This is a genomic window from Streptomyces sp. NPDC090741 (genome assembly GCF_044769045.1).
Taxonomy (GTDB): Bacteria; Actinomycetota; Actinomycetes; order Streptomycetales; family Streptomycetaceae; genus Streptomyces.
The window spans coordinates 190,567-203,805 of record NZ_JBIVXF010000014.1 but is presented as its reverse complement, the minus strand read 5'-3'; the positions used below and the strand labels follow the sequence as shown (position 1 = coordinate 203,805).

Here is a 13,239-nt window from a genome sequence, read left to right as displayed (position 1 = left end):
CATATCCGGACGATTTCAGACCGATATCGCACCGGTGTACGGTGTCCGCTATTTACCCTTCCCTCGGACTCGAGAAAACAAAGGAGAAGTTTCGTGACTGTTTCAAAGGGTGTTGAGAATTCGGTGCCGAACGGCGCCGGGAATTCGACCTCGAAGGGTGCCGAAAATGCGCTGCGGAGTCTCTCCGTGGAATCCGTGGGAGCGCTCTACACGAAGTACCAGGACGATCTGCGCGCCGTCAGGGACCAGCAGCGCAATTTCCTGCAGCAGCGCGGGAAGTCGATGAAGGCGCAGCTCGACGACTACGAGGCCGAGATCACCTATCTGCTGCTTCGCGAACACCGCCCCGAGACCGTGGTCGAGATAGGAACGTTCTACGGCTGGTCCACGATGTGGATCCTGAGCGCGCTGCGGGACAACGGCGTGGGCCACCTGTATTCGTTCGACATGGTCGACCACGTGGTGAGCAATGTGCCGGCAGAGCTTTCGGCGGACCGCTGGACGTTCACCAAGGGAGACGTCCGTGAGCAGCTCGGAGAGATTCCCGCCCGGACCGATTACCTGTTCATTGACGCCGACCACGGTGCCCGGTTTGCCCACTGGTATATCGACAACGTATTCCCGAAGGTTCCCAAGGGGATTCCGACCAGCGTGCACGACGTCTTCCACGGGCGCCGCCCGAAGCCGCTGAGCGAGGGATCGGTCCTCATGAAGTGGCTCACCGAGCGGCGAATCCCGTACTTCACCCCGTCGGCTGCACATGCTCCGGAGGTCATCGAGCAGCTCCGGCAGGTGAAGAGCGGACTGGGGCTCGACGTGCCGGTCCGCGACAGCCGGCACAATCCGATGGTCTTCTTCACCCTCGCCTGACGGCGCCGCCCTTGTGGCGCCACCAGCCCGTCTCGCGGTACATGGCCACCCCCGGTGGTGGCGGACGGCAGGCCGGCGATGGCGCACTGGGCACCCAACGGAGTTCCCTCGCGGGCAGTCGGATCTTGCCAGGCCTTCTGCCCCGCCGGGAGCTCCGTTGCGTTGTCCCGGCCTCGCCCCGCCGGTGAAGATGCGGACGACCGCATCTTGCGGGAGGACGGTGAGCCGGTCCTGCTGGAGTGGGACATCGTGGTGGCCTCCGACGAGGAGAAGGCCCGCCTTGAGGCTTCCTCTCGTGTTCGGGTCGGAGGGGCCGCTATACCGGCAGGCCCGTCGGTTCCTTGATGCGCTTCATGATGATCTGGGAGTTGACCTCGGTGACGCCGGAGAGGGCGGTCAGCTTCTCGATCCAGAGGCGTTCGTACGCGCGCAGGTCCGCCACGGCGATGCGCAGCAGGCAGCCGGGGCTGCCGAAGAGGCGGTACGCCTCGATGACGTCGGGGATGTCCTGGAGGGCGGCCTCGAAGGCCTCGACGGCGGCGCGGTCCCGGCGTACCTCGACGGAGACCAGCACCTCGAAGCCGCGGTCGACCGCCTCGGGGGCGATCACCGCACGGTAGCCCTGGATCACCCCGTCCTGTTCGAGCTGGCGTACGCGACGCATGCAGGGGGAGGGGGTCAAGCCGACACGCTGGGCCAGCTCCTGGTTGCTGAGGCGGCCGTCGGCCTGGAGCTCGCGCAAGATTTCACGGTCAATAGCATCCATGGAGCAATCATCACCCAGTGGATGTGCGCGGGTGGGGTGAAACTGGCAATCGCGTTGCGCGTAAATCTCACTATCATTGCCAGCTCAGCACATCTGTACGAGGTATCACCCGTACGCGAGGAAGGGTGGCCATGGGACGGATCGTCGTCATCAGCACCGGCGGCACGATAGCCAGCCGCTGGCAGGGTTCCGGTTTCGCGGCCGACGCCGACGGGCGCGAGGTCATGGCCACCGCGCCGCTGCCCGAGGACATCACCGTCGAGGTGGTGGACCTGTTCAGCGTGAACAGCCCCCGGCTGACCACCGCCCACCAGCTCACCCTGCTGCGCACCGTGCACGAGGTGCTCGCCGATCCGGGCGTGGACGGCATTGTCGTCACGCACGGCACCGACACCCTGGAGGAGTCGGCGTTCCTCGTCGACCTGCACCACCACGACCCGCGCACCGTGGTGTTCACCGGGGCGCAGCGCCCGATGGGCACGGCCGACGGGGACGGCCCGGGCAACCTCTACGACGCCCTGCTCACCGCGGCGAACACCCGGGGGCTCGGCGTGCTGATCGCCTTCGGCGGGCGGGTGCACGCGGCCCGCGGCACGGTGAAGACCCAGGCCGTGGCGCTGGACGCCTTCGCCGACCCCTCGAAGGAACTGCTCGGGAAGATCGGCTTCGGCAAGGTCACGGTGCTGCGGACCCCGCAGCGCCCGGAGCCGCTGCCGCTGCCGGCCATGCCGGAGGTGCCGCCGCGGGTGGACGTCGTGATGCACCACGCGGACGGGGACCCGGTGCTGCTGAACGCCGCGCTCGCGGCGGGGGCCCGGGGAATCGTCCTGATCGGCACCGGCGCGGGGAACGCGACGCCGGAGATCGTGGACGCGGTGAAGGTTGCCATCGCACGGGGCGTGGTGGTGGCGCTGACCACGCGGGTCCCGGCCGGCCCGGTCACCGAGATCTACACGCACGGCGGCGCCGTGGACCTGGTCGCCGCGGGCGCCGTCCCGACGGGCACCCTCCGCGCCGGCCAGGCCCGCATCGCGGTCCTCTCGGCCCTGCTGGCCACCACGGACCCGGCGGAGCAGACCCGCCTCCTGGCCCGCGCGCTGGGCACCCAGGACACGGCCCTGATCGAAGCCTGACCCGCTCCGGCCGACCCCGGACGCGTGAGGTCAGTTGGCGAACGCCGACAGGATGCGGTCCGCCGCCGAGGTGGGGGTGACCGTGCCCGCCCGGACCGCTGCTTCCAGCCCAGGGGCCACGTCGCGGACCGCCGGGTTTCCGCGCAGGCGTTCCAGGAGCTCCTCGCGGACCATCGCCCAGGTCCACTCCACCTGCTGATCGGCCCGCTTGGCCGCCAGCCGGCCGCCCGCGTCCAGCAGTCGGCGGTGCTGCTCCAGGCGGTTCCACACCTCGTCCAGGCCCGCCGACTCCCGCGCGCTGCACGTGAGTACGGGCGGGGTCCAGGCCGCGTCGGCCGGGTGCATCAGGCGCAGGGCGCCCGACAGCTCCCGCGCCGCCGCCTTCGCGTCGCGCTCGTGCGGGCCGTCCGCCTTGTTCACCGCGAGGACGTCCGCCAGCTCCAGGACGCCCTTCTTGATGCCCTGCAGCTGATCCCCCGTGCGGGCCAGGGAGAGCAGGAGGAAGGAGTCCACCATTCCGGCGACCGTCGTCTCCGACTGGCCCACGCCCACCGTCTCCACCAAGACCACGTCGTAGCCCGCCGCCTCCATGACGATCATGGATTCCCGGGTGGCCTTCGCGACCCCGCCCAGCGTCCCCGCCGAGGGCGACGGGCGGACGAACGCCGCCGGGTCCACCGCCAGCCGTTCCATCCTCGTCTTGTCGCCCAGGATCGAGCCGCCCGTGCGGGTGGAGGAAGGATCCACCGCCAGCACCGCCACGCGGTGGCCCAGCCCCGTCAGCATCGTGCCGAACGCGTCGATGAACGTGGACTTGCCGACCCCCGGCACCCCACTGATCCCGATCCGGCGCGCCCGCCCCGTGTGGGGGAGCAGTTCCGTCAACAGCTGCTGCGCCAGGGCACGGTGAGCGGGCAGGGTGGACTCGACGAGGGTGATGGCGCGCGCGATGAACGCGCGCTTCCCGTCGAGGACTCCCTTCGCGTAGGCCTCGATCTCGATCTTCGGAGGCATCGGCCGCGCCCTACAGCTCGTGGCCCAGATCCGCGGCCAGCCGCGTCACCAGGTCGTGGGCCGCGTCCGTGATCACCGTGCCGGGCGGGAACACCGCCGCCGCGCCCATCTCCAGCAGCGTCGGCACGTCGGCCGGCGGGATCACCCCGCCCACCACGATCATGATGTCCTCGCGCCCCTCCTCCGCCAACTGCTCGCGCAGCGCCGGTACGAGGGTCAGGTGACCGGCCGCCAGCGACGACACGCCCACCACGTGGACGTCCGCCTCGACGGCCTGGCGGGCCACCTCCGCCGGGGTCTGGAACAGCGGGCCGACGTCCACGTCGAAGCCCAGGTCGGCGAAGGCGGTCGCGATCACCTTCTGGCCGCGGTCGTGCCCGTCCTGGCCCATCTTGGCGACCAGGACACGCGGACGGCGTCCCTCCGCCTCCTCGAACCGGTCGACCAGCGCACGCGTGCGCTCCACGTTCGGGGACTCGCCTGCCTCGGTGCGGTACACACCCGAGATCGTACGGATCTGGCTCGCGTGCCGCCCGTACACCTTCTCCAGTGCGTCCGAGATCTCACCCACCGTGGCCTTGGCGCGCGCCGCGTCCACCGCCAGCGCGAGCAGGTTCCCGTCCGCACGGTCAGCGGCGTTCGTCAGTGCCCGCAGCGCGTCCTGCGTGATCGCCTCGTTGCGCTCCTCGCGCAGCCGCCGCAGCTTCTCGATCTGCTGCGTGCGCACCGAGGAGTTGTCGACCTTGAGCACGTCGATCTGCTCGTCGTTCTCCACCCGGTACTTGTTCACGCCGATCACCGGCTGGCGCCCCGAGTCGATCCGCGCCTGCGTACGGGCCGCGGCCTCCTCCACGCGCAGCTTCGGGATGCCCGCGTCGATGGCCTGCGCCATGCCGCCGGCCGCCTCGACCTCCTGGATGTGCTTCCAGGCCCGGCGCGCCAGGTCGTACGTCAGCTTCTCGACGTACGCGCTGCCGCCCCACGGGTCGATCGACCGGCAGGTCCCCGACTCCTGCTGGAGCAGCAGCTGGGTGTTGCGGGCGATGCGCGCCGAGAAGTCCGTCGGCAGCGCGAGAGCCTCGTCGAGGGCGTTGGTGTGCAGCGACTGGGTGTGCCCCTGGGTCGCGGCCATCGCCTCGATGCACGTACGCGTGACGTTGTTGAACACGTCCTGCGCCGTCAGCGACCAGCCCGATGTCTGCGAATGCGTGCGCAGCGAGAGCGACTTCGCGTTCTTCGGGTCGAACTGCTTGACGAGCCGAGCCCACAGCAGCCGGGCGGCGCGCAGCTTCGCGACCTCCATGAAGAAGTTCATGCCGATCGCCCAGAAGAACGACAGGCGCGGCGCGAACGCGTCCACGTCCAGCCCGGCGCCCTGACCGGCGCGCAGGTACTCCACGCCGTCGGCGAGCGTGTACGCGAGCTCCAGGTCGGCCGTGGCCCCGGCCTCCTGGATGTGGTAGCCGGAGATCGAGATGGAGTTGTACCGCGGCATCTTCTGCGAGGTGAACGAGAAGATGTCGGAGATGATCCGCATCGAGGGCTTGGGCGGATAGATGTAGGTGTTGCGGACCATGAACTCTTTGAGGATGTCGTTCTGGATGGTCCCGCCGAGCTTGTCGGGGGAGACGCCCTGCTCCTCCGCCGCCACGATGTAGAGGGCGAGGACCGGCAGCACCGCGCCGTTCATCGTCATCGACACCGTCATCTTGTCCAGCGGAATGCCGTCGAACAGCTGCCGCATGTCGTAGATCGAGTCGATCGCCACGCCCGCCATGCCGACGTCACCCGTGACGCGCGGGTGGTCGCTGTCGTAGCCGCGGTGCGTGGGCAGGTCGAAGGCGATCGACAGGCCCTTCTGGCCGGCCGCGAGGTTGCGGCGGTAGAAGGCGTTCGACTCCTCGGCCGTGGAGAAGCCCGCGTACTGCCGGATCGTCCAGGGCTGGTTGACGTACATGGTCGGGTACGGGCCGCGCAGGTACGGGGCCACGCCCGGGTAGGTCCGGAGGAAGTCCAGCCCCTCCAGGTCCCGGCCCGTGTACAGCGGCTTCACGCCGATGCCCTCGGGGGTCTCCCACAGCAGGTCGCCGGCGGCGGTCCCGGTGGACTCCTTCACCGCGGCGCGCCACTGGTCCTCGGACCCGGCCGCGGTGCCCGCGCCGTTCAGCGCGAGTTCGGAGAAATCGGGGATGCTCACAGGGAGACTCCCATCCGGTCGAGTACGGAGGACAGTACGGCGACCGCGTCGCAGCCCGCGAAGACGTACTCGTCCACGGCGCCGGCCGAGGTGCCGGGCTTGCCCGCGAGGAACACGGTCGTCGCGCCGGCCGCGCGCAGGGCGGCGGCCACCGCCTCGGCCTGCTCCTCGTACAGCGGGTCGCTGGAGCACAGCACGGCCATGCCGTCCGCGCCGCTCGCGGCGTAGGCCTCGGCGGCCGTCGCCGGGTCCACCGACACCGGGTCGTGGACCGGTTCGACGCCGCCCGCCTGGAACAGGTTCGCGGCGAAGGTGGCGCGCGCGGTGTGCGCCGCCGCCGGGCCGAGCGCGGCGAGGAAGATGCGCGGACGGTTCCCCGTCGCGGCCAGGTGCGCGTCGCTGCGGGCGCGCAGCGCCTCGTACGCCTCGTCGCGCCGTACGCGCGGCAGCCCGCCCGTGGGGCCCGCCGGGGCGGGCTCGCGCTCGACGGGCTTCTCCGAGAGCAGCGGGAACTCGCTGACGCCCGTGATGGGTTCACGGCGCTTGGCGAGCCTCTTGGAGCGCTCGGCCCAGGTGGCGGCCAGCCGGTCGGCGACCAGTCCGGAGCGCAGGGCGGCGGCCAGGCCGCCGGCCTTCTCGATCGTCTGGAAGAACTCCCAGGCGGCGTGCGCGAGTTCGTCGGTGAGCTGCTCCACGTAGTACGAGCCGCCGGCCGGGTCGATGACGCGGGCCAGGTGCGACTCCTCCAGCAGGATGGTGGAGGTGTTGCGGGCGATGCGGCGCGCGAAGGCGTCCGGCAGGCCCAGCTCGTGGTCGAAGGGGAGCACGGTGACCGAGTCGGCCCCGCCGACGCCCGCCGCCATGCAGGCGACGGTGGTGCGCAGCATGTTCACCCACGGGTCGCGGCGGGTCATCATCACGGGCGAGGTGACGGCGTGCTGGCGCTGGGCACCCGCGTCGGGGGCCCCGCAGGCCTCGGCGATCCGGGCCCACAGACGGCGCGCGGCACGGAACTTCGCGATGGTGAGGAACTGGTCGGCGGTCGCGGCGTAGCGGAACTCGAGCTGGCCGAGGGCGGCGTCGGCGCCGAGGCCTTCGGCGGCGGGAGCACCCTCCGTGAGGGCGCGCAGGTACGCGACGCCGGTGGCCAGCGACAGGCCGAGCTCCTCGGCGGCCGAGCCGCCGGCCTCGTGGTACGGCAGCGCGTCGACGAGGAGGGAGCGGACGCCGGGCCAGTGCGCGGCAGCCTCCCGGGCGAGGCCGACGGCGCCGGCGAGGTCCAGGACTTCACCCGTACGGGCCTCATGGCCGAGCGGGTCGGCGCCGAGGTTCGCGCGGGCGGCCCCGGGGGCCACCTGCCGCTCGGCGTACAGGCGCAGCAAGGCGCGGCCGGCGTCGGCGTATTCGGCTCCGGCGTCGAGGGAGACGGGGGCCAGGTCGAGGTAGACGCCGTCGAGGGCGCGGGGGAGCGCGTCGACGGGGAGCCCGCCGAGGCCGCCGTCCAGGGACAGCCAGAGTGAGGTGACCCCGTTCTCGAGGTCGGTGAGAACGGCCTCGTTCACCCGTACGGGGTCATTTCCGACGTACCGCTGACGTACGTCCCAGCCAGCGGCGGCACCGCCGGCGGGGCTGCCGCCCCGTATGAACGGAGCGAACCCGGGAAACCCGGTCTCGTCGGCCGTTTCGGGCGCGGTGTACAGCGGGCGGGTGATGAGCCCGTCTTCGAGCTTCGTGGACAACGCGTCTTCTGCGGCTTCGCCGGATACGTCCTTGCCGGACTTGCGTAGAACGCCCTCTACAAGGCGCTGCCACTGCTCATGCGTCGCGTCAGGGAACTCGGCGGCCAAGGAGAGCCCGTCATCAGGCAGGACCGTCATGGCTCGAATGCTAGGGGGGTGGCCTTGTGAACGACTATAACCACCGGATGTGATCTCCCCCTCTCATGTGAGAGGGGACGGGTCACGAAAGAGCGTCCCGAGCGGCGGCGCGGCGCGCAGGAGGGGGAGTCCGGCGGGCGGCTTCGGCCCCGAGGGCATCCGGCTCGGCGGGTGCGTGGCGGTCGCGTTGCGGGGGCGTGAAATCCGGCCACTGTTTTCGGCCGTTCTAGAGCGATGGGTGGCCTCTGACGGCATGGTCGAAGTGCCAGGTCAGAGGTGGTGTGCCGAGGTGGGCGGGGGATCCGCGCAGGGTTTGTTTCGGCGTGCCGGGCGGGGCTTGACCCGTCCCGGAGTCGCTGCCAGGCTCCGAGCCATGTCCGCGTTCGAGCTTCCCGCCCCGCGGTTCCACACCCCCGGCTCCTGTACCGCGCCGGGTGCGTGTCCGGGCCGCTGTCAGGCCCTGTGCCGCGCCTGAGCGCCGCCCCGGCTCCTGCCCGCTGACCGCTCGGCCTTCCGCCGAACCGGCCTTCGGTCCCATCCCGACCCGGGATGGCCCGGCTCCCGGCCGGCTCGTCCGCCGTCGGCCGGTCAGGCCCCTGCCGTTCGCCTTCCGGCCTTCAGCCGGTTCGGCCTGGCCAACCGGCCCGAACCCCGCTCGGCCTCCGGCCAACCAGCCTCCGGCCGCCTGACCCGAGGCTGACCCGGCCCCAGGTCGACCCGATCGGCGGCCCACGGCGGCCCTCTCCCGTCGAATGCCCGGCACCCCCCTGTCCTGTGGGCCGCCGACCGGCCCTGCCCGCAGGCCGGATCCGTCCCCGTCCGGCCCCCGCCTCCGGCCGGCCCCGTACCCGTACCCGTTCCGCGTCCGGTCGCGGCCTTGCGGCCGTCCCCTGTCGAAACCAACCCGAGGGAGTTCCCATGACCACCGCCACCCGCACCCTGCCCACCGTCACCCGGATCGGTGGCCGGATCGGCGCCGAGATCGGGGGTGTGCGACTCGGGGGTGGGCTTCCGGACGAGGTCGTCGCCGAGGTCCGGGCCGCCCTCCTCGCCCACAAGGTCGTCTTCTTCCGCGACCAGGACCACCTCGACGAGGCCGGCCACGAAGCCTTCGCCCAACTGCTCGGCACGCCCGTCGCCCACCCCACCGTGCCCTCCGCCGACGGCCGTTACGCGCTCGGCATCGACTCCCACCACGGCGCCCGCGCCAACCAGTGGCACACCGACGTCACCTTCGTCCCCGCCTACCCCGCCTTCTCCATCCTCCGCGCCGTCACCCTCCCCCCGTACGGCGGCAACACCCTCTGGGCCAACACCGCCGCCGCGTACGCCCACCTCCCCGAGCCGCTCCGCGTCCTCGCCGACAGCCTGCGCGCCGTTCACACCAACGAATACGACTACGCCGCCCTCAAGCCCGACGCGCTCCCCGAGGCCCTCGCCCAGTACCGCGAGGTGTTCACGTCCACGAAGTTCCGCACCGAGCACCCCGTCGTCCGCGTCCACCCCGAGACCGGCGAACGCACGCTGCTCCTCGGCAACTTCGTCCAGCGGATCGACGGCCTGACCGGTCAGGACTCCCGTGCGCTGGTCGACCTCTTCCAGTCGCACATCGAGCGCCCCGAGAACACCGTCCGCTGGCAGTGGCGGGCCGGCGACGTCGCGATCTGGGACAACCGGGCCACCCAGCACTACGGCGTCGACGACTCCGACGACCACGAGCGCACCCTGCGCCGGGTGACGGTCGACGGCGACGTACCCGTCGGGCCGGACGGGGTCCCGTCCCGCCTGATCAGCCCGGAGACCGTCCCCGACCCGTCCTTCGGCATCCCGTCGGGCGCGTCCGCCACCGCCTGACCCGACCGGCCCGGCCCGACCGGCCCCGCCCGACCCGCCCGTACGACGCCCCAGGAGGCACCGTGCCCACCCTGCTCGCCCTCACCGGCAGCCCCTCCCCGCACTCCCGTACCGCCGTCGTCGCCGACCACGTGCTGCGCCGGCTCGCCCACGCCGGGTTCGACACCGCCCACCTCGCCGTACGGGAGCTGCCCGCCGCCGACCTCCTCTCCGCCCGCCGCGGGGAGCCCGAGATCCGCCGGGCCCTCGAAGCCGTCGCGGAGGCCGACGGGATCATCGTCGCGACCCCGGTCTACAAGGCCTCGTACACCGGCCTGCTCAAGGCCTTCCTCGATCTGCTCCCACAGGACGGGCTGGCCGGGAAGACGGTCCTGCCGATCGCCACCGGCGGCAGCCTCGCCCACGTACTGACCCTCGACTACGCCCTGCGCCCGGTGCTCGCCGCGCTCGGAGCCCGGCACGTCACCGCCGGCCGGTTCGTCCTGGACTCCTCCGTGGAGCGCGGGGCCGGCCCCGGCCGGCTGCGGCCCGAGGCGGAGCTGGACCTCTTCCAGGCCGTCGACGAGTTCGCCGGGGCGCTGAACGCCCGAGCCTCCGCCGCCCCCTTCGCGACGACCGCCCCGTAGCTGCCCCGAAACCACCGATTCCCGAACAAGGACCCCCTCCATGCCCGCAGCCCTCGCTCCCACCTCCACCACCCGACGCCAGTTCCTCACCCTGCTCGGCATCTCGGCGGCCGCGGTGAGCTGCGGTACGGCCACCGCCACCGGCGGATCCGCCAAGCAGGTCACGTCCCTCAAGTACCAGGGCGCCGTCGGCGCCGTCCTGCTCCCCGAGCTGGCCGCGGACCTCGGCTACCTGGGCGGACTGACCCTCGACTGGGTCGGCAACACCATCAGCGGCCCCCAGGACATCCAGTCCGCTGCCACCGGCCAGACCCACTTCGGCGGAGCCTTCAACGGCGCGATCGTCAAACTCGCCGCGAGCAAGGCCCAGATCCAGTCGGTCATCTCCTACTACGGCTCCGACAAGGACACCTACCTCGGCTACTACGTCCTGGAGGACAGCCCGATCCGCTCGCCCCGCGACCTGATCGGCAAGAAGGTCGGCATGAACACCCTGGGCGCCCATGCCCAGGCCCTGCTGGACATCTACCTGGAGCGCAACGGCGTCTCCAAGGCCGAGGCCGCGAAGGTCGAGTCCCTCGTGGTCCCGCCCGTCAACACCGAACAGGCGCTGCGCCAGAAGCAGATCGAGGTCGGGGTGCTCAGCGGCGTCCTTCGGGACAAGGCCCTCGCCACCGGTGGCATCCGCCCGCTGTTCAAGGACTTCGAGCTGCTGGGCGCCTTCAGCGCCGGGTCGTACGTGATGACCCGGCGGTTCATCAAGGAGAACCCCGACACCGTACGGACCTTCACGACCGGTGTGGCCAAGGCCATCGAGTGGTCCCGGACCACCCCGCGCGAGGAGGTCATCGCCCGGATGACCGAGATCGTCAAGAAGCGCGGCCGCAACGAGGACACCTCCACCCTCCAGTACTGGCGCTCGTTCGGGGTGGCCGAGACCGGCGGCCGGATCGCCGACAAGGAGTTCCGGCTGTGGATCGACTGGCTCGGTGAGCGCGGCGAGGTCAAGAAGGGCCAGCTGACCCCCGCCGACCTGTACACGAACGAGTTCAACGACCAGGGGAAGGGCTGAGCACCATGGCGAAGATCGTGTTCGAGTCCGTGACGAAGACGTTCCCGAGGAAGCAGAGCAAGGGCAGGCGGACCGGGGGCAGGAGGGCCGGGGCCCTCGGCGAGGGCGGCAGCTTCACCGCTCTCGACGGCGTGGACCTGGAGATCGGGGCCGGGGAGTTCGTGGTGGTCGTCGGCCCCAGCGGCTGCGGCAAGTCCACCCTCCTCGACCTGCTGGGAGGCCTGACCCGGCCCACCTCCGGCCGGATCCTGCTCGACGGCGAGCCGGTCACCGGACCCGGCCTGGACCGGGGCATCGTCTTCCAGCAGTACGCCCTGCTGCCCTGGCGCACCGCGCTCGGCAACATCGAGTTCGGGCTGGAGGCGACCGGCGTCCCCCGCCGTGAACGCGCGGCGCGGGCCCGGGAGTTCCTGGACCTCGTCGGCCTCACCGGCTTCGAGGACCGCCACCCGCACGAGCTGTCCGGAGGGATGCGCCAGCGCGTGGCCATCGCCCGGTCCCTCGCCTACGACCCGGACGTCCTGCTGATGGACGAGCCGTTCGCCGCGCTCGACGCGCAGACCCGTGAATCCCTCCAGGACGAGCTGCGCCGCATCTGGCAGCGGACCGGCAAGACCGTCGTGTTCATCACGCACGGGATCGAGGAGGCCGTGTACCTCGGGCAGCGGGTGGCCGTGATGACCTCCCGCCCCGGCCGGATCAAGGAGGCCGTCCCCGTCTCCTTCGGCGACCGGGCCACCGGCGCCGGCGGGGAGGAACTGCGCTCCAGCCCGGAATTCGCCCGCTACCGCCACGAGATCTGGACCCTGCTCCACGACGAGGTGGCCCGCGCCCAGCAACTGGAGAAGGAGGAGGCCACCGTATGAGCACCGGAACCGATACGAAGAGCACCGCGGCCGAGGCGGGTCCCGAGAGCGGGGTGCGCACGGACGAGCCCGCGCTCGTACGCGAACCCGCGCCGGTACGCGAACCGGAGGCGGTACGCGAACCCGCGCCGGCCCCGCCCGCGCCGGCGGCCCCCGCCCCGGCTCCGGCCGCTCCGGCCGCCCTGCGCGCCGTCGCCCGGTGGCTGCGCGCGGCGGCCCTCCGCTCGGCGGCGATCCTCGCCCTGCTCGCGGTCTGGGAGGCGGCGCCCCGGCTCGGACTGGTGGACTCCACCTTCCTCCCGCCGGTCAGCGAGGTCGCCACGGCCTGGTGGGAACTGGCCGGCAACGGCCAGCTCGCCGAGCACACGCAGGCGAGTCTGGTCCGCTCCTTCGGCGGCTTCGCCATCGCCGTCGTCGTCGCGGTCCCGCTCGGCCTGCTGATCGGCTGGTACCGCCCCGTCGCGGTGCTGCTGGGCCCGCTGCTGGAGGTGTTCCGCAACACCGCGGCCCTCGCGCTGCTGCCGGTGTTCGTCCTGCTGCTCGGCATCGGCGAGACCTCGAAGGTCTCCATCGTCGTCTACGCCTGCGTCTGGCCGATCCTGCTGAACACCATCAGCGCCGTCGGCAACGCCGATCCGACCCTGGTCAGACTCGCCCGGTCCATGGACCTGTCCACGCCGAGGCTGTTCCAGAAGGTGATCCTGCCGGCCTCGGTACCGGCCGTCTTCACCGGTATCCGGCTGGCCGGCGCCGTCTCGATCCTGGTCCTCGTGGCCGCCGAGATGATCGGCGCCAAGGCGGGTCTCGGCTACCTGATCAACGCCTCGCAGTTCAACTTCGCGATCCCGGAGATGTACGCGGGCATCGTCACCATCTCGGCCATCGGCGTCGCCTTCAACCAGCTCCTCATCACCGTCGAGCGCCGCCTCAGCCTCTGGCGCGTCCCCGCCTGACACTCGTCTCT

At 71.5% G+C, this 13,239-nt stretch carries 11 protein-coding genes; 7 read left to right on the top strand and 4 right to left on the bottom strand.

Annotation, left to right across the window (positions count from 1 at the left end):
• Positions 1-93 precede the first annotated feature (93 nt).
• Positions 94-870 (top strand): class I SAM-dependent methyltransferase, encoded by a 777-nt coding sequence (locus ACIQU4_RS31865; RefSeq protein ID WP_403738056.1) that lies wholly within the window; start codon positions 94-96, stop codon positions 868-870.
• Positions 871-1,186: 316 nt separating this feature from the next.
• Here ACIQU4_RS31865 and ACIQU4_RS31860 read toward each other — a convergent pair whose 3' ends face one another.
• Positions 1,187-1,636, bottom strand: a complete 450-nt coding sequence (locus ACIQU4_RS31860) for an Lrp/AsnC family transcriptional regulator (RefSeq protein ID WP_403738055.1) — start codon at positions 1,634-1,636, stop codon at positions 1,187-1,189.
• Between the two features lie 131 nt (positions 1,637-1,767).
• Between ACIQU4_RS31860 and ACIQU4_RS31855 the strand changes: the two genes are divergently transcribed.
• Positions 1,768-2,769 carry an asparaginase gene (locus ACIQU4_RS31855; protein WP_403738053.1) on the top strand — a complete coding sequence of 334 codons (1,002 nt, stop codon included), beginning with the start codon at positions 1,768-1,770 and terminating at the stop codon, positions 2,767-2,769.
• Positions 2,770-2,799: 30 nt separating this feature from the next.
• Here the strand turns inward: ACIQU4_RS31855 and meaB are convergent, their stop codons facing one another.
• The 3 genes from meaB to ACIQU4_RS31840 are packed head-to-tail and all read right to left on the bottom strand — an operon-like array spanning position 2,800 to position 7,857.
• Positions 2,800-3,783: a methylmalonyl Co-A mutase-associated GTPase MeaB gene (meaB, locus tag ACIQU4_RS31850; RefSeq protein ID WP_403738051.1), complete on the bottom strand. Its 984-nt coding sequence runs from the start codon at positions 3,781-3,783 to the stop codon at positions 2,800-2,802.
• Positions 3,784-3,793: 10 nt separating this feature from the next.
• Positions 3,794-5,980: a methylmalonyl-CoA mutase gene (gene scpA / locus ACIQU4_RS31845; protein WP_403738047.1), complete on the bottom strand. Its 2,187-nt coding sequence runs from the start codon at positions 5,978-5,980 to the stop codon at positions 3,794-3,796.
• A complete protein-coding gene (locus tag ACIQU4_RS31840; protein ID WP_403738044.1) occupies positions 5,977-7,857 on the bottom strand; it encodes a methylmalonyl-CoA mutase family protein in 1,881 nt (626 codons plus the stop codon). Before ACIQU4_RS31840 ends, scpA begins: the two co-directional genes overlap by 4 nt.
• A gap of 918 nt (positions 7,858-8,775) precedes the next feature.
• Here ACIQU4_RS31840 and ACIQU4_RS31835 point away from each other — a divergent pair.
• The 5 genes from ACIQU4_RS31835 to ACIQU4_RS31815 all read left to right on the top strand — a co-directional run bounded on the left by ACIQU4_RS31835 (position 8,776) and on the right by ACIQU4_RS31815 (position 13,228).
• On the top strand, positions 8,776-9,711 hold the full coding sequence (locus tag ACIQU4_RS31835) for a TauD/TfdA dioxygenase family protein (RefSeq protein ID WP_403738043.1): 936 nt from the start codon (positions 8,776-8,778) through the stop codon (positions 9,709-9,711).
• A 62-nt stretch (positions 9,712-9,773) separates the two neighbouring features.
• The gene (gene ssuE, locus ACIQU4_RS31830; protein ID WP_403738040.1) at positions 9,774-10,337 is read left to right on the top strand and encodes an NADPH-dependent FMN reductase; all 564 of its coding nucleotides are present in this window, start codon (positions 9,774-9,776) and stop codon (positions 10,335-10,337) included.
• A gap of 40 nt (positions 10,338-10,377) precedes the next feature.
• Positions 10,378-11,409 (top strand): ABC transporter substrate-binding protein, encoded by a 1,032-nt coding sequence (locus ACIQU4_RS31825; RefSeq protein WP_403738038.1) that lies wholly within the window; start codon positions 10,378-10,380, stop codon positions 11,407-11,409.
• Between the two features lie 5 nt (positions 11,410-11,414).
• On the top strand, positions 11,415-12,275 hold the full coding sequence (locus tag ACIQU4_RS31820; protein WP_403738035.1) for an ABC transporter ATP-binding protein: 861 nt from the start codon (positions 11,415-11,417) through the stop codon (positions 12,273-12,275).
• Positions 12,272-13,228: an ABC transporter permease gene (locus ACIQU4_RS31815; RefSeq protein ID WP_403738032.1), complete on the top strand. Its 957-nt coding sequence runs from the start codon at positions 12,272-12,274 to the stop codon at positions 13,226-13,228. The genes ACIQU4_RS31820 and ACIQU4_RS31815 overlap by 4 nt, the downstream gene beginning before the upstream one ends.
• The last annotated feature ends 11 nt before the right edge of the window (positions 13,229-13,239 follow it).

What these genes read in the sequence shown, in the direction of transcription:
- ACIQU4_RS31835 (WP_403738043.1), top strand. Translation starts at nt 8,776, where the DNA reads ATGACCACCGCCACCCGCACCCTGCCCACCGTCACCCGGATCGGTGGC.
- meaB (WP_403738051.1), bottom strand. Translation starts at nt 3,783, where the DNA reads ATGCCTCCGAAGATCGAGATCGAGGCCTACGCGAAGGGAGTCCTCGAC.
- ACIQU4_RS31855 (WP_403738053.1), top strand. Translation starts at nt 1,768, where the DNA reads ATGGGACGGATCGTCGTCATCAGCACCGGCGGCACGATAGCCAGCCGC.
- ACIQU4_RS31825 (WP_403738038.1), top strand. Translation starts at nt 10,378, where the DNA reads ATGCCCGCAGCCCTCGCTCCCACCTCCACCACCCGACGCCAGTTCCTC.
- ACIQU4_RS31840 (WP_403738044.1), bottom strand. Translation starts at nt 7,857, where the DNA reads ATGACGGTCCTGCCTGATGACGGGCTCTCCTTGGCCGCCGAGTTCCCT.
- ACIQU4_RS31815 (WP_403738032.1), top strand. Translation starts at nt 12,272, where the DNA reads ATGAGCACCGGAACCGATACGAAGAGCACCGCGGCCGAGGCGGGTCCC.
- ACIQU4_RS31820 (WP_403738035.1), top strand. Translation starts at nt 11,415, where the DNA reads ATGGCGAAGATCGTGTTCGAGTCCGTGACGAAGACGTTCCCGAGGAAG.
- ACIQU4_RS31860 (WP_403738055.1), bottom strand. Translation starts at nt 1,636, where the DNA reads ATGGATGCTATTGACCGTGAAATCTTGCGCGAGCTCCAGGCCGACGGC.